The following is a 19,223-nucleotide window of genomic DNA, read 5'->3' on the forward strand; positions in this document are numbered from 1 at the left end:
TTTCATACCCGGTTTCTCCTTTCAAGCAGGCGAACCAGAATGACGAAGACAAAGGTCATCACCAACAGGACAAGCGCCATACTCCACAGTGCATTGTTATGAACAGAACCCATCGTGGTGTTACCCATGCTGAGTGTGATTACACTTGTTAATGTTGAAGCCGATTCGAGCAAGGAGGTTGGAACATGCGGTGCATTACCGATAACCATCTGCACAGCAAGTGCCTCACCAAAAGCACGGGCCATACCCAAAACAACACCTGTCAACAAAGCTGGCAAAGTTGTTGGGATAATGACACGGTAGATGGTTTGCCAGCGAGTGGCACCGAGTGCGTAGGAGGATTCACGCAATCCTTTTGGCAACGCGGACAATGCATCTGCCATAATACTTGTCACCGTAGGAAGAATCATTACCGCGAGAACAAGACATCCGGCTGCAATCCCGACGCCTGTTCCACCAAAGATACTGCGCAGCAAAGGTACGATGACACTCAGACCGATAAATCCGTACACAACGGATGGAATTCCGGACAAGAGCTCAATCGCAGGCTGCAAGATCTTTTTCCCTTTGCCCGGGACAATCTCTGTCATGAAGAGCGCTGCACACAGGCCAAGCGGACTTGCGATCAATGCTGCAAGCAAGGTTGTAATGAAAGAACCTGTAATGAACGGCAATGCCCCGTAGAACGCAGGCTCTCCAGTTGGATTCCACGTTTTCCCACCAAGAAATTCACTTATGCTTATTCCATTTTGGAAAAATGTTGATAGTCCCTTGGACGCTACAAAATAAACAATGGAAAACATGACAACGATCAGGAAAACGACACAAATCGACGTATAGATCCGTCCCGTCCACTCTTCCCAATAATGTTTCTCTTTTAAGGGCCGGCGCGGTTTCAACTTGTTATTCATTACCGTTCCCCCTTCGGTCTGTTCCATAACAACCATCCTTCTATAGTAGAATTAATGCAAAATATGGGATTATTTTAGAGCAAACCGCGTAAAGAGGCGGGACCTAAGTCCGCCTCTTTCGCTGTATGCGCAAGTTCAAAGATTACTCAACCACATTACCTGCTGCATCGCGTTTTACTTTCATACCTGACATTGGAATGTATCCAAGTTCTGTCACGTCATTTTGTTGAATTTCGTCACTCAAGATGTAGTCCAGGAATGCTTGTGTTGCTGCATCTGGCTTACCTTTTGTGTACATGTGCTCGTAAGCCCACACTGGATAAGTTCCTGCTTCTACGTTCTCAACTGTTGCTTCTACACCTTCGTATTTCAACACTTGCAAGCTGTCATCCAAGTAAGACAAGGCAAGGTAACCAATAGCACCTGGCGTTTCAGATACCAATTTTTTTACGTTACCAGAAGAATCTTCTTGAATCGAACCTTGGATATCATCCATTTTTGCACCCAATGCATACTTCTCAAAAGTTGCACGAGTACCGGAACTGCTCGGACGGTTTACAATAACAATTGCTTTATCCGCGCCGCCAACGTCTTTCCAGTTCGTTACTTTACCGGAGAAGATGTCGACCAGTTGTTGCTTCGTCAAATCTTCTACACCTGAATCTTTGTTGCTAACTGGTGCCATAGCTACTACTGCTACTTGATGATCAACCAGTTCTTTTACTTTGGCTTCGTCCTCCAGTTTCTCTTCTGCAAATACATCAGAGTTACCGATTGTAGCTTGTCCGTCAGATACTTGTGTCAAACCAGTACCACTACCGCCACCTTGAACTTGAACCGTTACGTTCTTATATTCATCAACTGCCATAAATTTCTGTCCAGCTTGTTCTACGAGAGGTAGCAATGCTGTCGATCCGACTGCCAGAATGTTACCGCTAAGCTCAGTAGCAGCTTCTCCTGATCCATTGCTTGCGGCACCCTCTGTACCAGCGTCATTTTTCGATCCGCATGCTGCGAGTACCAGTACGAACGTTAAGGTCATCAAAATAAACGGCAACTTTTTAAACATGTTTTGTTTTCCTCCCCCAATGTAGTGATGGCGTTTTGTGAATTTGTTTGTTCACCATCAACTCTTTACTCATTGTAGTTTCGGTATGTCATCTTAAAATCAGTGTTTTGTAAACGCAATGTTAAAAATATCGGCTGTATATTGAAATTTATCTGAGAGAAATTGCGCTGAAGTGGCCGTTCCGGTTACGGATCGTTCTTCTGATCGCTGTTGTCTCCAAATTTCTTTGATCAATCATTTTAATTGTTGTAATTAGGAGACAAAGGCGAACGCTTCGCTTCTTCAGAATCGATTCCGTCCCCTCCACTACGATCGCGGTTTCCCTGTACTGCGCTGTGTCAGCGCTCGTTGAATCTCAGGCATTTCAATCTCCTGCCTGGGAAGTAGGCAAAGAAGGCCAGCCCTACAATGGGCTGGCCTTCTGTAAATACTTAATGTAGATATTGAATCAATCCGTTATATAGAACAAACAAAAAACTGCCTCACAGCCAGTGCATGGCACCAGCTGGTTAGAGAATTTATGCAGATTTCATAGTTGTTAAGGCTTTTTTATCTGACGGGTCGCTTGAATTACTTTTTGGTTGATATACAGGTTTCTTTAACAATCCAATCATACAAGCTGTAATGACGGAACCAACTAAAATACAGACAATATACAATAATGGATTACTTGCCGCAATGGGAATAACAAAGATTCCACCGTGAGGAGCTTGTAACGAAATACCTAGAGCCATGCACATTCCTCCACCAATCGCTGCACCTACAATATTGGATGGAATAACTCGCAAGGGATCATTTGCGGCAAACGGAATCGCGGCTTCTGTAATAAACGACGCACCCATAATATAAGCGGCTTTGCCTGCATTACGTTCTTCGATTGAAAATTTATTTTTAAATAATGTTGTAGCTAATGCAATACCCAGTGGCGGAACCATACCTCCAACCATCAGAGCAGCAGAAGGTTCAAAGATTTGATTGGCGAACATCGCCAGTCCAAATGCAGATGCTGTTTTGTTAATCGGCCCTCCCATATCAGATGCCATCATTCCTGCCAGAAGTGCTCCTAATAAAATAGCATTAGAACCTGTTAAACCATTTAGCCAACCTTGTAACGATTCATTGATCCAAGCCATCGGACTGTTGATGACAAAATACATAATCAAGGCCGTTATAAATGAACCTGCTAATGGCAAGATCAGCACAGGTGACAGGCTTTGCAGTGAGTCGGGTATGCCTTTGACTAATTTTTTCAGAGCTAGGATCGTATAACCGGCGATAAATCCAGCCAGCATACCTCCCAAAAATCCTGAACCTCCGATAGTTGCCAGCATCCCACCAATCATACCAGGTGCCAATCCTGGACGGTCAGCAATACTATACGCAATATACCCTGCTAATACAGGAACCATCAATGCAAAAGCAGCACTACCCCCTGCTGTACTTAAAAAAGCGGCGAAAGCATTATAGTCCGGGCTATTTGGGTCAGCCGCATGAATACCAAACATAAACGAAAGCGCAATCAATATACCGCCTGCGACTACAAAAGGAATCATAAATGATACACCATTCATAATATGGCTGTATATTTTAGGCTGCTTTAAGCGTGTTTTTTCTTTTGCTTCTTTAAAATTACTGTTGCTTTGATTCAAAACGACACCTTTTCCAGCAATCGCATCTTCAATTAACTCTTGTGCATGATGAACTCCATTTTTGACAGATGTTTTAATCACTGGACGATCGCCAAAAACATCCATATCGACTTTGACATCTGCCGCCACAATAATACCATCAGCTTCAGCAATATCTTCAGGAGTCAATTGGTTTCCAACACCTGTTGATCCATTGGTTTGCACTTTAATGTGTACACCGAGTTCCTTGGCCGCATTCTTCAATGCTTCCGCTGCCATAAACGTATGGGCGATTCCTGTAGGACAGCCTGTAACTCCAACCACTTTTTTGCCAGCATACTTTTTAGGACGATGAAGCGCCTGCGCTTCTTGCTCTTCTGCCTGTTCAAATAAACGGACAATCTCTTCTTGATCTCGAGCAAGGATAAGTTTCGCTCTAAATAGTTCATCCATCAAAAAGGTCGAAATTTTGGATAATGTTTGCAAATGCTCTGATGAAGAGCTTTGATCGACTGCAATCATAAAAAATAAATTACATGATTCGGTACTATATTCAATACCGCTTAATGATCTGCCCATAATAATGGCAGGGGACTGTACTCCAGTAGACTTGGCATGTGGAATGGCTATTCCGAATCCCACTTCTGTAGGAACCTGTTCTTCACGTGCCCAAATATCCTTTTTGAATTGCTCGATATCGCTTAAATAACCGTTATCGTTTAACTTTTGCGATAATTCATCTATTAATTCGGCTTTGGTCGTAGCGGTGACATCTAATATGATATTTTCTGGTTTTAAGACATTAGAAATCTTCATGATGGATCTCTCCTCTTAAATTTCTCCCAGTTTATAAAGGGATGCTTTACCTGTAGAACCGAACAGATCCATTTTTTTCTTCACCAGTTCTGTTGCTGCTTTGGTCGCCTCAGGCATCAGTTGATCCGGTTCATATGCATTCGGATTCGCATCGAGTGTCGCTCTTAATTGGTTGTAGAAAGCTCGCTTCATATCGGTTGATAAATTGATCTTCGCTATCCCATGCTTCACTGCTTCTCTAATCTCTTCATCAGGATTATCTGATCCACCATGCAGCACTAACGGAATTTTTACTTTTTCATGAATTTGTTTTAAACGATCGATTTTGATCGAATGGTCTTTGGATTGAGGATAAATACCATGTGAAGTACCTACAGCGACAGCAAGTGTATCGATACCTGTTTGTTCTACAAAAATCGCCGCTTCTTCTGGATTCGTATACAAAATCTCGTCTGCCCCACCTTCCGAGCTGCCTTCATTACTCCCAATCGTACCTAGTTCACCTTCTACAGATACATCGACTAGATGAGCCAGTTCAACCGCTTCCTTGGTTGCCGCAATATTCTCCTCAAAAGGTAAATGAGATGCATCCATCATAACGGACGTATATCCATTGCGAATCGAACGCGTAATATCTTTGATCGTCGCTCCATGATCCAGGTGAATAACAAACGGCACTTTAGACTTGGATGCCGCTTCTCGCACATAAGCTATAAACCCATCAGTGACTAGATCAATTTCATTCGGGTGAATCTGCATAATTGCAGGCGAATTCTGCTCCTCTGCGGCTGTAATGACCACTTTGACGAACTCGCTATTGGCTACATTAAATGATCCGACTGCAAATTTATTTTCATACGCTACTTTAAGTAAATCTTTCATATTAATTAACATTTGAATTCCTCCTAGATTTATTTGGAAGACCAGACTTCCAAAAATTCATCGTAATTGGTGATATGGAGTAGTTTTTCTGTCATATTGGTCTGTTTAAACACATCGTAAATTTCTTCGAAAAATTTGGTGTTATTCACCTTCTGATTTTTCGGCGGAATAAACAGAAAAATGATCTGCGCCATCTGATCACCCCATAGCATTTTCTGCTTATTAATCGCTACCAGTACACGTAATTTTTTGTTATCTCCACAATCAAATGGATGGGGCATCGCGACCAAATTCCCAATATTGGTACTCGACATTTTTTCTCTTTCCACAATACTGGTATATAAATGCTGAATATCGCCTAGTTCTGTAAGTTTTTTTAACAAATCAATTGGATTGTCTTCATTTAGGAAAAAAACATCATCTGGTGATAAATAATATTTGAGTAGTCCACGATTTAACTGAATCGAAATATTCTTCATATCATCACTTGTAATCATTTCACTTACCAAAATGATATTTTGTACATTTAACTGCTGTTGTTCCGCAATCTCGCTCGTTGTGATAATCGTTTCAATTCCTTCGGGAAGAAGATGTATTTCGTGATTAGCTAATAGACTATCGATTCTAATATTCGGAAAATAGAGATTAATCTTACGCTCCAATAGCTTGCCGACTAATAGATTTTTGCCATAAATAATTGCAATACGTTTTCTGTTATCTTGAGAGTTCTCAATAATGCCCATAATGTGTAACGTCAAGTAACCGATTTCATTTTCGGGTATTTTGATATTCAAGCAAAATTGCAATTCTTTTGCCAACACAACTGCGACATTATAAGCATTGGTATATTCTGATTTTATTTGGGCAATAAAAGGATTTTCGACAGGGAAATAATACTTTAATGGGTATAATGATTTGGTAATATGAGCTAATAATCGATCAAGTAACTCTTGGTTTTTGTAGCTGATGAATCCATATTGCTCTCCAACTTTTTGGATCACTGATTTGATTTTTTGTTCCATTTCATTTACGTGTTCATGCCCAATTTCTTCATTTTTTTTGGGTAAGATCTGCAATGCGATCAGCAGGTAACCTAAATACTGATACTCATATTCATCAAAAGGGATATCCATTTCTTGAGCCAGACGGATCAGAATAGATTGGGCTATTTTTAATTCTTCAAAGCTTGTATGATCCAACCTCATATCCTGTTCAGTTATTTTTTGTGCAAGACTTACTCGTTTAAGACTGATCAAAACATTCACACAGATCGAGAATAATTCTTGAAAACTTAGCAATAAATTATACTTGGCAACCTCTTCTTCAATACAAGCGTAGATAAAATGAATAGAAGATTCGTTGAACCAATCGCCAAAATAGTATTGCAGTGCTTCGTCTATCGGCATGTGTTTGAGACAATCGGTAGTGACTAGTTTTTTGAGCAAAATCCGTTTCTCAACTTCGCTTCCTTTAAGCCGGATACCTTGGAAAATAATCGCTTCAATTTCGATGTTCTGCTTTTCTGCTTGAATCGTTTGCACTAATTTTTGCACGTCTTTACGGATCGTTTGAGTCGAAAAATAAAGCGTTCTAGCCAGATCCTCATACGTAATAAAATCAGTCTGCGATAACAGTGCTTTGATAATATGAAATGCTCTTTCTTCGTCATCATCTTCATTTTTATACAGGCTGGATAAATCCCCGACTAATTTGTATCCTTTGCGAGTATTGCCAATAATCATTGCTTTATCTAAATAATTTTCATTCATTTCTTTGATGTCATTGCGAATCGTTCTAGTCGTTACATCAAATAGATTAGCTAATTCGCTTCCACTCACAAAATCATGCTCAGATTGTTTTAAATGCTCTAATAGCTTAATGTAACGTTTTCTCATTTGGCTTTCCTCCTTACACACATACTAATGCAAGCGCTTTATATCCACCAAGCCTATACTCTTTCCTAATAGTTAGGAAGTGATCGTGTATTCGTTTATGATACCCACTTTTTTTAAATTCTAAGTTAGTATTCTATTTAAGAATCGTTTGGGAAGGAAAACAGAACAAAAAAAACCAACCTTCTAAAAAGGTTGGTTTGTGTGTATAGTACCACTACATCCATGACAATAAGCGCGATCCTTACAACACTACCTACTCCAGACACTTAACGGTCTGTGCTAGTTGAAAATGTAAAATACGATTGTACTAACCTAAAATCCAGAGCCACAACGCCAATCCGGCTAGGGTAATTAACAATGTTGGAATCGTCAGGATGATGCCTGCTTTGAAATAATACCCCCATGTGATCTTCACACCTTTGCGGGATAACACGTGCAGCCACAGCAATGTGGCAAGTGATCCAATCGGGGTCATTTTGGGACCCAGGTCGGAACCAATGACATTGGCGTAGATCAATGCTTCCTGAATGATACCTTCGGTATGTGCGCCCTGGATGGCTAGCAGGTTAATCAACACGGTCGGCAGGTTGTTCATCACCGATGATAATACAGCAGCGATGATGCCCATCCCGAGCGAAGCAGCCAGCAGACCATGCTCTGCTATGGCATCCAGCCAGCGGCTCAGATGATCGGTTAACCCTGCATTACGCAGTCCATATACGACGATATACATGCCCACCGAGAACACCACAATCGACCATGGCGCTTCCTTAATTACCCGTTTCAGATCAACAGCCTCGCTCTTGCGTGCCAATAAAGCGAACAGCAACGCAACGGAGCCAACGATAACCGACACGGGAATCGGCAGAAACTCACTGGATGCATAGGCAACCAACAACAGCCCAAGCATGAACCAGGCGATTCGGAACATCCGTGGATCACGTATCGCTTCCTTCGGGTCACGTGCCGCGGAGATGTCGTAGCGAAGGGGTATGCTTTTGCGATAGAACAAAAACAACATCCCCGTACTCGCTACGATTGAGAACAGATTGGGCACAACCATGCGTACCGCATACTCCACAAATGTAATGCCAAAGAAATCGGCCGATACAATGTTAACCAGATTGCTGACGACTAACGGTAACGACGTGGTATCGGCGATAAATCCACTCGCCATTACAAAAGCCAACACCATGCGCTCATCAAACTTCAATGCACGCACCATCGCGAGCACAATTGGCGTCAGAATGAGCGCGGCACCGTCATTCGCGAACAAGGCAGACACCGCGGCTCCCAGCAGAATGGAGTAGAAGAACAGTCTGCGACCGTCTCCTCCAGCCAGCCTTGCCATATGAAGGGCAGCCCATTCGAAGAAACCCGTCTCGTCGAGAATGAGAGAAATCATAATAATGCCGACAAAGGCTAGCGTTGCATTCCATACAATCGATGCTACATCCGAGGCATCATTTAAGCTAACAACTCCACATAGCAGGGCAAGCAATGCCCCGCCAGAGGCAGTCCAACCGATACCCAACCCACGAGGTTGCCAGATCACCAAGGTGATCGTCACTACAAAAATCAGTATTGCTACGTATACCATAGAGCCTCCTGCTGTACCCTGTATCAATATATTATTTCGTTAATTCGATCTTTTTTTGTAAGATTACACCGCTATACGCGCAGAATAACCAGACGATATATTTATACAGGGCTACAGGAGCAATGTCTATCTTTATTTTCTTCTATTATAAAAAGTGTGGTAAATTATGGCGTTCCAATGTTAGATTTTATTCTTTGCCCTTATCCTTCGGTGTATCCTCCACCATCTTGAACATGCCGAGCAATCCTTGCAATTGTTCCGCCATGCTATTCAGATGTGCCGAGGATGATGCGATCTCTTCTACCGATGCCAGTTGTTCTTGCGAAGATGCAGACACGGATTCTGTATTCGCAGCCGATTCCTGGGTCACATTCGAAATATCACTCATCGCCTTGGCAACGTGGGATGCACCACTCTCCAGTTGCTTTGTTGTTGCGGACAAGTCATCCAATGTATGAACCGCATCTTCCACTGCCTCCCGAATCTGAGCAAAGGATTGTCCTGACGTATTCACGGCCTGAATTCCTTCTCCTACCCGAGTCTGAGCTGCATTCATGGCGATTAGAGCGGCATCCATGTCCTGACGGATATTATGAACCACCTCACCAATCTGCGCTGCCGAACTCCCGGATTCTTCTGCCAGTTTGCGTACCTCACCAGCTACAACTGCAAACCCACGACCCGCATCCCCCGCTCTTGCCGCTTCAATAGAAGCATTTAATGCGAGCAAGTTCGTTTGTTTGGAGATGGATGCAATGACATCAACCATGCTACCAATCTCAACGGAACGGGCATTCAGAGATTGAACCACAGTCCCCAGCTGCTCCACCGTTTTCTGAATGCTGTTCATCTGCTCCACAGCCTGTCCTGCTGCCGCATTACCAGAAGTAGCTGCTCCGGACGTATTCCGCATATTCGCCGTAATCGATTGCACACGCTCGGACATCATTCGAACATCTTCTGCCATTCGGCTCATCTGTCCCGATCCGTCTTTCACGCTGTTTACCTGCTGCTCTGCACCTTCAGCCAGTTCCTGAATGGCCTGTGTTGAATGTTCAATCGCTTTGGTAGTTTGTTCTGCACTGGCAGACAACTCTTGAGAAGAAGCTGATACCTGCTCTGTCGTTTCCTGTACACCCAGAATCATCATTCGAAGGTTATCGACCATACGTTCAAAATACTTGGCAAGTTCTCCGACTTCATCTTTACGCCCTGTTTCCATTTTCACGGTCAAGTCACCTTTACTTACGGCTCTGGCAGATTCCTGCAGTCGTTTAATTGGACGCAGCATGGAGCGTGTAAACCAGATAATAAAGAGGAGCGTAAGGAACGTAGCCGCCAGAATAACAATAAATGTGGCCATGCGGATATCCTTACTCGCATTAGTTATTTCACTCTTGAACATCGTGCCGGCAATTTTCCAGCCTGTTGCTTCATTTGTTGAGAAAATTATCATCTTCGGCTGATCGTTGAACACGTAATCGAATTGACCTTCTGGACCTTCATACATCTCATCCAGCAAGCCACTCGTTTCCGGCGTACCTGCATCTGCTACAGGGGATACGACATAGTTTTTGTTTGCATCCATAATAATGACGTAGCCTTCTTTGCCCACCTTAATGGATGCCTGCTCTTGCAGGTCTGTCAGGTCTAGAGATAAACCGATGACACCGGATTGATCCTTTAATGTTTTGGAGATAAACACAACTGCAACGCCATCGGTATTAACAGACACAGCTGATACAACAGCTGTACCTGGCTTTTCCATCGCAAGCTTGTACCACTCCCGCTCCCTAGGATCATAATTGGCCTCTTGAGCATTTCCAGTCTTGGCCTTACCACGCACCATAACTCCCTCTTGGGTTCCTACAAAGATGTTCAGAGCATCGGGATGCAAGCCCAGATATTGCTCCAGCTTCACCTGAAGCTCCGGACTATCGTTCTCCCCTTTGACCAGGCTCGGATCAAGGGCATCCGCGAAATAGTTAATGTCATGAATCTTGTTATTCACTTGGCTTTCTACAATTGTATTGGCAGTACTCACACTTTGCATGGCACTATCCACTAATTGTCCTTGTACGCCATCTTCAGCCATCGTTAGTGTGATCAAGCCGACTGCCAAGCTTGGCAGGAGTAGAACGGCCAGGAAGGAGACCAATAGTTTGTTCCTTATATTCCAGACAAAACCTTTCTTTTTCTTCTTTTTATTTTGATTATGTTTTGGTTTGGCAGGTTTCGCTGCTTTCATTGGTTTATTATCCTGAGTTTCACTCATGTCTTTCTCCCCCTCAAAATGTAAAAATGCCCTCTTTCTTTGTATGTATGGATCAATCTAAAAGGCTTATCTTATATATCGGCTAAATGAGGGTATTTATTTGAGAGAAAAATGTGCAGGCACGCCAAACAAGCCACCTCTGATCAGAAGCGACTTGTACAAGGTACAGGTTACTAATTATTCCATGAATTAGATGAAGTATTGGAGTATGGACCGTCTGGGGGATGTGCCGAGGGTTTACCAAAATAGTAGCCCTGTGCAAGCTCAATACCTATGGAACGACAGAATTCAAACTCTTCCATTCGTTCGATCCCCTCGGCAAGGACTTGCCCTCCAAATCGACTCGACATCTCAACAATATGAAGAATTTGCTGTTGTTTGGTCGAATCCTGATCACAACGGTCAATAAGACTTCGATCTATTTTGACAAAATCCGGTTCTAACCTATTCATCAACTCTATTGTCGAATATCCGGCACCCACATCATCCAGTGCAACCGACATTCCACGGGAACGATATACCTCAAATATTTGCTGCAAGATGGGCATATGCTGAATCTGCTCTGTTTCCACGACTTCAAACACAAAATCTTTAGGGTCCAGCGAAAGACGTTCAATCGCTTCAAACGTATGTGTCAGACAATATTCGGGATTATATATGGAGGAAGGCAGGAAATTTACGAAGCGTTTGACACCATGCGGCAGAAAAAGGGCACTGGTCTCAATAGCAGTAATACGCGCCAATCGATCCAGAAAAGAATGTAGTCCGGTCTCACGCGCAACTTCAAATAATTCATAGGAACTGAAGGATTTTCCATTCTCAGCAGGACGAAGCAAAAACTCATATCCGATAATCTGCTCCGATGCATCAACGATAGGTTGCATATGACTGCTGAATTGATGCTCCAGAATAATCGAAACAAGCTCCGCATGCTTGAAACGGGACTCCTGCATGGTTAGACTAATCCAGCTTTCTTCATTAACCTGTTCGTAAATAGGCATAATCTGAACGGTTAGGGAATCACGTAATATCGGATCAATTTCGCCGATCTCTTCTATTAAGCTCTGAACCGTCTCAAGATTCGAAAAATCCATCCACATCATGTCATCCGACGTCTCGATAAGTCTTCCCGGCGTTTGTAGCGCTTCCAGCAAAGCGGGGGAAATGGGACGCAAGTACAAGGTACCTTGGCCCTCTATAGCATAGATTGGACTGCAGCCACTGCAATTCATGTAGGACCCCCCTTGCCAATTTAGATTCCATGTCCATTAATGTTCACTTGTATATACCCAAAGTTTGTAAATATTATATCATGGGTCTTAAAATTAATCTCTACTGTTTTGATGACTTCCTGTATGACGGTTCTTGGAACAAATATATTCAAATTTGCAGAAAAAAAGACCGACAGTCTGATGACTGTCGGTCTCCCTCAACTTATAAAACTTTAAGAAGCGGGAATCACAATTTTCTGTCCAACTTTCAGGTTATGCACATTTGAGATTTGGTTAGCTGTCGCAAGCTTGCGCCAGTCCACACCATATTTTAAGCCGATACGGTACAAGTTATCGCCTTTTTTCACCACATATACCACTTTGCCGCCCGCTGGTTTCTCAGGCTGTGGCTTGGTCGTTGGTTTGGTTGGAGTAGTCGGATCCGTAGGTTTAGTTGGCTTTGTAGGCGTAGGAGCAGGCTCCGTACCTGGTTTCGGAGTTGTTGTTGCTTCTCCAGTCAATTTCATGCCGTATTCAGCAAAACCATCATCATTTGTACCAATGAAAGACATCGCCGGGTTTGCTTCAACCAGATCTTTTGCATCCGGGGAAGAAGCAAACACAACTTCAAGATCGTTCAGCGCTGCTGCGGTTAACCCAGCAGATGGTTTAATTGGTGCCAGGGACCAGTTGCCGTCCGCTGCCGGGTTAATCGTTTTGTTCTCACGGATATAGTCGATGATCACTTGACGGTTCTCATCCGGTGCAGCCAGAACGATACGTTTACCGTCCGGGTTAGCCAGCTTGGACGAAGAAGCACGGTAGTTATTCGTCGCTACGATGAATTTTTGCGCTGGGTCAATCGGTTTACCGTTAAAGCTCAGATCCTTGATCCGGCTTGCGGATGCATTTACAACGGTTGCTTTGCCGTCATACTTGGCTGGTTGTGTCACATCGATCTGATACGTTACACCATCGATAACATCGAAGTTGTAGGTTGGGAAGTCGTTGTTGATCAGTTGTTGTTGTCCACCTTTAGCCGGGTCGATCTGGTTGAACTGGCCTGCAGACCATTCCAGCCACTCTTTCAGTTCTGCGCCGTTAACCATTACAGCATGTACCGTATTTGGATATACGTACAGGTCAGCAACGTTTTTGATCGCAATGGTGCCTTTAGGAATATTCGTGTAATACGAAGCGCCTGAACGTCCACCGGCTTTGAACGGTGCACCTGCGGACAATACAGGGATTTTCTCATATTCCGTACCTTGCATATGTTTTTCGACATACCATTTCTGTGCATTCGTTACGATCTGAATGGATGGATCATCCTGAACCAGAGCGAAGAAGCTGTTGATAGGTGCAGTCGTTTCGCCCACCGGACCACGAACATACTCCAATGTACCTTCATGCTCTTCATGAACCGCATCAATGATGTCCTGATCCGCATCTACTAGTGGCTTTTTGTTGGCTGTGTCATAGATTGGGCGAGCTTCCGTTTTGGAATCCACCACTTTCCATTTGCCATCAACCAGTTCCAGATCCAGGTCGATGATACCAAGATGATCACCCCAGAACCCTGGCTCTACAGCAGGAACGCCATTAATTGTACCTTTCTCCAGGTCTACCCCTTTTTTGCCCGCAAAATCAGCACTTGGGAATACTTTGTGAGCATGTCCAAACAGAATGGCATTAATGCCTTCTACCTGGCTCAGATACAGTACGGAGTTCTCCATCAGATCCGTTTGAGGGATATCCTCAAATCCGGAGTGAGGGATGGCTACAATAATGTCGGCACCTTTTGCTTTCATCTCAGGAATGAATTTTTTCGCGGTAGCAATAATATCCTTGGCGATTACTTTGCCTTCAAGGTTGGCGCTGTCCCACTGCATGATTTGAGGCGGCACAAATCCGATCACACCTACTTTGATCGTATGTTCTTTGCCAGTCTCATCCGTTACTTTTTTATCCAAAATCTCATACGGTGTGAAATAGTTCTTGTCATTTGTCTCATCATCATCACCATCGTCTACATAGACATTGGCATTAATGTAAGGGAAGTTCGCTCCCTCCAGCGTCATGTCCAGGAAGTCCAGACCATAGTTGAACTCATGGTTACCGATGTTACCTGCATCATAATCGAGCAGATTCATCGCTTTATATACAGGGTGAGTCTCACCCTTTTTCAGTGGATCAATCTTCGCAACATAGTCTCCCAGCGGGTTACCCTGAATCAGATCACCATTGTCGAACAGCAAGCTGTTCTTGGCTTCATCACGTGCTTTTTTGATCAGTGTAGCTGTTTTGGCGAGTCCATACTGGTCTGTCTCTTTGTCGGAATAATAATCATAGTTAATCAGATTGTCATGAATATCTGTGGTCTCCATGATCCGCAGTTTAACTTTGGTAGCATCCGCAGCCGATACAGGTACCGGAAACACCGCAAGCACGTTTAATGCAACCAAAGCGGCAGTCAGGCTTGATAATACTTTTTTTCTCATTTTCAAAATAACCCCTCCCGGTTATGTACATTGAATCATGCATTAATGGGCAAACGAAGAGCGCAGAAAAAGATAGATTTCATGGGTTGTGCGTACTGACGCTCTGATGACATGCATCGGAATTTCAGGTAAGTTTATCTCACATGAACATCTATTTATGTCTGTGCTTGTCGTTTACATTCCAAATCATAACGCAATGATCAGCCATTGAAAAGCATTATTTTTACATTACCCGCACATACCTAGGCGAGTTTACATTATCATGCGTGATTTCGACAATTTTTTCAACATTTTAGTAGGTATTTAGTGCTTATTATCTTTAAAATACGTATATTACATGTGTCTTACATGTATATCCAATTCAGCGTTATTCATCCATACCAAAAACCGTGAAACCATAATGGCTTTCACGGTTGGATTAAACTCTGCACGTATTTTCGCATAAGGACGCTACTTTGCAGAGGTTATTTTCATATTCGGATTATTGTTCCCACACATGATGTTCATGATCTTTCCCCGTGTATTCAATACGAGTCGGGGTGATGTCCAGAATGACGTAATTAGGATCATTAGGTCCATCGAACCACGCCTTCAGTTCGTCGTTCCACACTTGCTCACGCAAGCCTTCGTTCTTTGTCACTTCACAGGTTCCTTCGATCTCAACTACTTCCTTGGAACCACCAGCCTCATAACCAAGTAGCAGGCTAACATTCGGATTATTCTTCAGTTCCTCTACTTTGTGTGTACGGCGGTTCGTTGCCAGATGAATGTTCAGTCCATCGTTGAAAAGCGCCATATAGCGGGATTTCGGTTTACCATTCTCCACAGTCGAGAAGCTGCAAAAAGGGTTGTTTTCCAATGCTTTTACAATGTTTTGTTCCAATTCAGTCTGGTTCATGGGAAGTGCTCCTTTCGGTTTTGGGAGTATATTGGAAGGACTATGTAGAAGGCCGTTGCGGGTACGGATCGTTCTTTGGATCGCTGTTATCCCCAGATTTTTTTTGATTCCCTTTTCTCAAGGGAAAAATCCGGTGATAAAGGCGAACGCTTTGCTTCCTCAGAATCGATTCCGTCCCCTCCACTACGTCTACTGTTCTTCCGATTAAGGGTGGATAATAAAAAGTACAAGAGAAGTGTAGTTGTTACCATCTCTTTGTGTTTAATGACAGTTCATTAATCCCTTATTACTAGAGAAAGCTGCAAATGCTTTTGTAATAAGCCTGTACTTATAGTGTACCCACCTCACCTATGGTGAATCCATGAACCGATACGCAAACGTGACCAAATTGGAAAAGTTCTTTATAAAAATGTTTACATAAAGGGGTTAGCACGATATTTCTTCTTGGCTGATTTAATTCAGATCTCCAAGATAGATTGATGAAGAACCCGATTTAAGAAGCAATTCACCAATGGTTTTTGGATATAAACGAATCTGGGACAGCTCTTCAAGTGCAATCCATTCCACGGCGACTTGGTGGTCGTCTGGATTGGAGCCTTCAAAAATAGTTGCAGCTGGATCTAAGAGGCTGCACGCAAAATAAAATTCAACCTGGTGGATATCTGCATCCCACTCGGCGAATTCATGATTTTTACCGATATACTCCCGGATATGTAACAGCTCTCCAACGTTCACAGCCTGACCAATCTCCTCCAGACATTCGCGTGCGACCGCATCCTTGAGCTCTTCACCTTTCTCCTGTCCTCCACCCGGGAACACATAAGCGGTACCATATTGGTCTTCCAGCCGGATGACCAGCAATCGTCCATCCTGCACAATGACAGCCTTCGCCGAATTGCGTATGGGTTTCATTCTGTTCATTCACTCCTTTTCATTCCAAAATTTCAAAGTTCAATCCGAACAACCTAATACTACGATTGTTCTGCTGAACAGGCGTATCATCCCGTGGTATGCGCGGATAACTTAATGCATTCCGATTCCAACACGTGACGAATCTCTTGCGCAAATGCGAGAGCGTTTGCTCCGTCACCGTGGATACAGACCGTCTCTGCCTTAATGGGAACCAACATACCATCCGTGGATGCAACCACGCCATCTTTCACCATCCGAAGCACTTGAGCAATCGCTTGTCCCGATTCTTCAATGAGGGCTCCAGCTTGGCTGCGAGGAGTTAACTGTCCGTCCGTCCCATAGGTTCGATCTGCAAACACCTCGCTCACACTGCGCAGACCGATGCGATCCGCAGCGTGAATCAACTCACTGCCCGCCAGACCATACAAATACAGTTCAGGCTGTACTTGATAGATCGCCTCCACGATGGCTTCAGCAAGCTTCGCATCTTCTGCGGCCATATTATATAAAGCACCGTGCGGTTTCACGTGATGCATTCGCCCTCCGCTTGCCCGAACAAAGGCATCCAGCGCTCCGATCTGATATACCACCATGTCATATGCTTCCCTTGGCGTAATCTCCATTCGTCTTCTGCCAAACCCTTGCAAATCCGGCAACCCGGGGTGGGCTCCAATTGCAACCCGATGCTCCAATGCCCTCTCTACCGTCATCCGCATCGTAGCCGGGTCCCCTGCATGAAACCCGCAGGCAATATTGGCTGACGTAATTAAGGGCAGAATGGCTTCATCCGATAGCGTGCGATATACACCATAACTTTCGCCCAGATCACAATTGATATCCAAAGTTTTCGAGGTATTCATTAAGTGCCCCCCATTCCTGCCATTCTTCTGCGTATCAGTTTATCCATGAGTTGCATATTGATTTCCTGTTCCATGTACAACTGCCGGGCTTGATCATGCGTAATCTTTTTAAAGAAAATTTGGGTTCCTGGCCTAGCCTGAGCCAGGATAGGCATATCCACCCGAGCTACCTGTGCAATGACAGGATAACCTCCAATCGTCTGATGGTCCGCCATCAAGATGATTGGCTGACCATCCGGTGGCACCTGCACCGTGCCATAGGTAACGGCTTCAGACAGCCGATCCAAGGGCTGATCCAGCTCCAGTCTGGAGCCTTGCAAGCGATAGCCCATCCGATCGGATTGCGAAGAAATCACGTATTTTTCGGCATAGAATTGTCCAAGACTTTCTTGGCTGAACAGCGAACTATCCTTGCTCTCCATCACACGAATAACAGGTTGCCCATAATAGTCAGGTCTTTCACGTTCAGATAAAAGCCACGCAGGCGCCAATATTCGGTGGTCTCGCTCACTCTCCTTTACCTGCTGCTCCATACGCTGCATCCATACTCGTGCTTCGGCAGAAGGTTCACCATTGGATAACAGATCCTCCACGCGCAAGGCTCGCCCATCCAAACCGCCAAGACCTGTCTTGAGATCTGTACTTCGACTTCCCATCACTTCAGGCACAGCTATTCCGCCCGCAATCGCCAGATAACCACGCAAGCCATGACGACATTGGCCAAACTTCAGTACACTTCCTGCCCGCACCAGCACAGGACGCCACAAAGGTACAGGCAGATGATCCACCGTTGCCGTCAGATCGGCTCCACATAATGAGACTAGCTGGCTCTCCTGAAATCGAAGCTCTGGCCCCCTCATCGTCATCTCCAGTACTGCCGCATGTCGGGAGTTGCCCACAAGCATATTGGCTGCTCTGGCTGCAAAGGTGTCCATGACCCCTCCAGGATGAATACCATACCGGCGATAGCCGGTTCTGCCTTCATCCTGAACGGTAGATAACAGACCAGGGCGAATCACTTCGATACTCATCGTTCGCCCTCCTTCCGCTTCAACGCCAGATAGTCCTGCATCGTAATCTGTTCAAATCGAACCCGATCACCTGCTGCCAGCAAACTCGGTATGTTCTCATCCGGCCGAAACAACCGGAGTGGCGTTCGTCCAATACATTGCCATCCTCCGGGTGTGTCCACTGGATATATTCCCGTCTGTTTGCCACCAATACCTACTGTACCCGCCTCAACCCGAAGCCTTGGCGTTGCACGTCTGGGCGTAGTAATCTGTTCAGACAACCCGCCGAGATATGGAAAACCCGGTGCGAATCCTATCATATGTACGAGATAATCCCCGGATGTATGAATCGCAATAACGTCCTCTGCGGTCAGTCCATGTTCACTGGCAACGTAGTCCAGATCAGGCCCCCACTCGCCACCATAACATACGGGAATCGTGACCGTTCTGGGTTTGCCTTGGACGGATTCCTTCATTTGATTCAACTGCTGAAGCAGAATACGGCATAACTTGGGGTACGGGGAGATGAACGGATCATAAAATACTGTAACGGACGTATATGAAGGCACCCATTCGATCATGGCTGGCAGAGTGCTTCTTTCCAGCAAAGCACATACAGACATCACTCTGCGCTGCACAGCGTCAGACAATTGATCCCCGCAATCGATGGTAACCGCTGTCTCACCCAGCGGAGATAAGATCTCCTCCGTCCATGCATACGGCTGTTTGGTCATGTGCCATCTCCCCCTTTGTCC

The 19,223-nt window shown here is 44.4% G+C and carries 14 protein-coding genes; all 14 read right to left on the minus strand.

All coding sequences use genetic code 11. From position 1 onward, the window contains the following. Positions 1-2: 2 nt before the first annotated feature. The 14 genes from pstC to pxpB all read right to left on the minus strand — a co-directional run bounded on the left by pstC (position 3) and on the right by pxpB (position 19,202). Entirely contained in the window at positions 3-938 is a 936-nt protein-coding gene (gene pstC / locus QF041_RS18240; protein WP_017690972.1) for a phosphate ABC transporter permease subunit PstC, read from the minus strand. 115 nt (positions 939-1,053) lie between these two features. Continuing rightward, positions 1,054-1,980: a phosphate ABC transporter substrate-binding protein gene (locus QF041_RS18245; protein ID WP_307415224.1), complete on the minus strand. Its 927-nt coding sequence runs from the start codon at positions 1,978-1,980 to the stop codon at positions 1,054-1,056. Positions 1,981-2,498: 518 nt separating this feature from the next. Then, a complete protein-coding gene (locus QF041_RS18250; protein WP_307415226.1) occupies positions 2,499-4,424 on the minus strand; it encodes a PTS fructose transporter subunit IIABC in 1,926 nt (641 codons plus the stop codon). Between the two features lie 15 nt (positions 4,425-4,439). After that, positions 4,440-5,318, minus strand: a complete 879-nt coding sequence (locus QF041_RS18255; protein ID WP_036673204.1) for a ketose-bisphosphate aldolase — start codon at positions 5,316-5,318, stop codon at positions 4,440-4,442. Between the two features lie 17 nt (positions 5,319-5,335). Next, on the minus strand, positions 5,336-7,201 hold the full coding sequence (locus tag QF041_RS18260) for a BglG family transcription antiterminator (protein ID WP_307415227.1): 1,866 nt from the start codon (positions 7,199-7,201) through the stop codon (positions 5,336-5,338). A gap of 307 nt (positions 7,202-7,508) precedes the next feature. Next, positions 7,509-8,801: an arsenic transporter gene (locus QF041_RS18265; RefSeq protein WP_047840355.1), complete on the minus strand. Its 1,293-nt coding sequence runs from the start codon at positions 8,799-8,801 to the stop codon at positions 7,509-7,511. A 187-nt stretch (positions 8,802-8,988) separates the two neighbouring features. Then, on the minus strand, positions 8,989-11,076 hold the full coding sequence (locus tag QF041_RS18270; RefSeq protein ID WP_307415228.1) for a methyl-accepting chemotaxis protein: 2,088 nt from the start codon (positions 11,074-11,076) through the stop codon (positions 8,989-8,991). A 173-nt stretch (positions 11,077-11,249) separates the two neighbouring features. After that, positions 11,250-12,308, minus strand: a complete 1,059-nt coding sequence (locus tag QF041_RS18275; RefSeq protein ID WP_307415229.1) for an EAL domain-containing protein — start codon at positions 12,306-12,308, stop codon at positions 11,250-11,252. Positions 12,309-12,520: 212 nt separating this feature from the next. Continuing rightward, positions 12,521-14,794 carry a bifunctional 2',3'-cyclic-nucleotide 2'-phosphodiesterase/3'-nucleotidase gene (locus QF041_RS18280; protein ID WP_483874692.1) on the minus strand — a complete coding sequence of 758 codons (2,274 nt, stop codon included), beginning with the start codon at positions 14,792-14,794 and terminating at the stop codon, positions 12,521-12,523. 475 nt (positions 14,795-15,269) lie between these two features. Continuing rightward, positions 15,270-15,686 carry a pyridoxamine 5'-phosphate oxidase family protein gene (locus QF041_RS18285; protein WP_307415230.1) on the minus strand — a complete coding sequence of 139 codons (417 nt, stop codon included), beginning with the start codon at positions 15,684-15,686 and terminating at the stop codon, positions 15,270-15,272. Positions 15,687-16,139: 453 nt separating this feature from the next. Further along, positions 16,140-16,598: an NUDIX domain-containing protein gene (locus tag QF041_RS18290; RefSeq protein ID WP_307415231.1), complete on the minus strand. Its 459-nt coding sequence runs from the start codon at positions 16,596-16,598 to the stop codon at positions 16,140-16,142. Positions 16,599-16,684: 86 nt separating this feature from the next. Further along, positions 16,685-17,458 carry a LamB/YcsF family protein gene (locus QF041_RS18295; RefSeq protein WP_307415232.1) on the minus strand — a complete coding sequence of 258 codons (774 nt, stop codon included), beginning with the start codon at positions 17,456-17,458 and terminating at the stop codon, positions 16,685-16,687. Beyond that, positions 17,458-18,489 (minus strand): 5-oxoprolinase subunit C family protein, encoded by a 1,032-nt coding sequence (locus QF041_RS18300; protein WP_307415233.1) that lies wholly within the window; start codon positions 18,487-18,489, stop codon positions 17,458-17,460. Before QF041_RS18300 ends, QF041_RS18295 begins: the two co-directional genes overlap by 1 nt. Continuing rightward, positions 18,486-19,202, minus strand: coding sequence for a 5-oxoprolinase subunit PxpB (pxpB, locus tag QF041_RS18305; RefSeq protein WP_307415234.1), 717 nt, complete (start codon positions 19,200-19,202; stop codon positions 18,486-18,488). Before pxpB ends, QF041_RS18300 begins: the two co-directional genes overlap by 4 nt. Between the last annotated feature and the right edge of the window lie 21 nt (positions 19,203-19,223).

It is taken from the genome of Paenibacillus sp. W2I17, from assembly GCF_030815985.1.
Lineage (GTDB): Bacteria > Bacillota > Bacilli > Paenibacillales > Paenibacillaceae > Paenibacillus.

Coding starts and splice junctions, on each gene's coding strand:
- QF041_RS18285 (WP_307415230.1), bottom strand. CDS start 15,686: ATGAACCAGACTGAATTGGAACAAAACATTGTAAAAGCATTGGAAAAC.
- QF041_RS18295 (WP_307415232.1), bottom strand. CDS start 17,458: ATGAATACCTCGAAAACTTTGGATATCAATTGTGATCTGGGCGAAAGT.
- QF041_RS18260 (WP_307415227.1), bottom strand. CDS start 7,201: ATGAGAAAACGTTACATTAAGCTATTAGAGCATTTAAAACAATCTGAG.
- pstC (WP_017690972.1), bottom strand. CDS start 938: ATGGAACAGACCGAAGGGGGAACGGTAATGAATAACAAGTTGAAACCG.
- pxpB (WP_307415234.1), bottom strand. CDS start 19,202: ATGACCAAACAGCCGTATGCATGGACGGAGGAGATCTTATCTCCGCTG.
- QF041_RS18250 (WP_307415226.1), bottom strand. CDS start 4,424: ATGAAGATTTCTAATGTCTTAAAACCAGAAAATATCATATTAGATGTC.
- QF041_RS18290 (WP_307415231.1), bottom strand. CDS start 16,598: ATGAAACCCATACGCAATTCGGCGAAGGCTGTCATTGTGCAGGATGGA.
- QF041_RS18300 (WP_307415233.1), bottom strand. CDS start 18,489: ATGAGTATCGAAGTGATTCGCCCTGGTCTGTTATCTACCGTTCAGGAT.
- QF041_RS18265 (WP_047840355.1), bottom strand. CDS start 8,801: ATGGTATACGTAGCAATACTGATTTTTGTAGTGACGATCACCTTGGTG.
- QF041_RS18245 (WP_307415224.1), bottom strand. CDS start 1,980: ATGTTTAAAAAGTTGCCGTTTATTTTGATGACCTTAACGTTCGTACTG.
- QF041_RS18275 (WP_307415229.1), bottom strand. CDS start 12,308: ATGAATTGCAGTGGCTGCAGTCCAATCTATGCTATAGAGGGCCAAGGT.
- QF041_RS18270 (WP_307415228.1), bottom strand. CDS start 11,076: ATGAGTGAAACTCAGGATAATAAACCAATGAAAGCAGCGAAACCTGCC.
- QF041_RS18255 (WP_036673204.1), bottom strand. CDS start 5,318: ATGTTAATTAATATGAAAGATTTACTTAAAGTAGCGTATGAAAATAAA.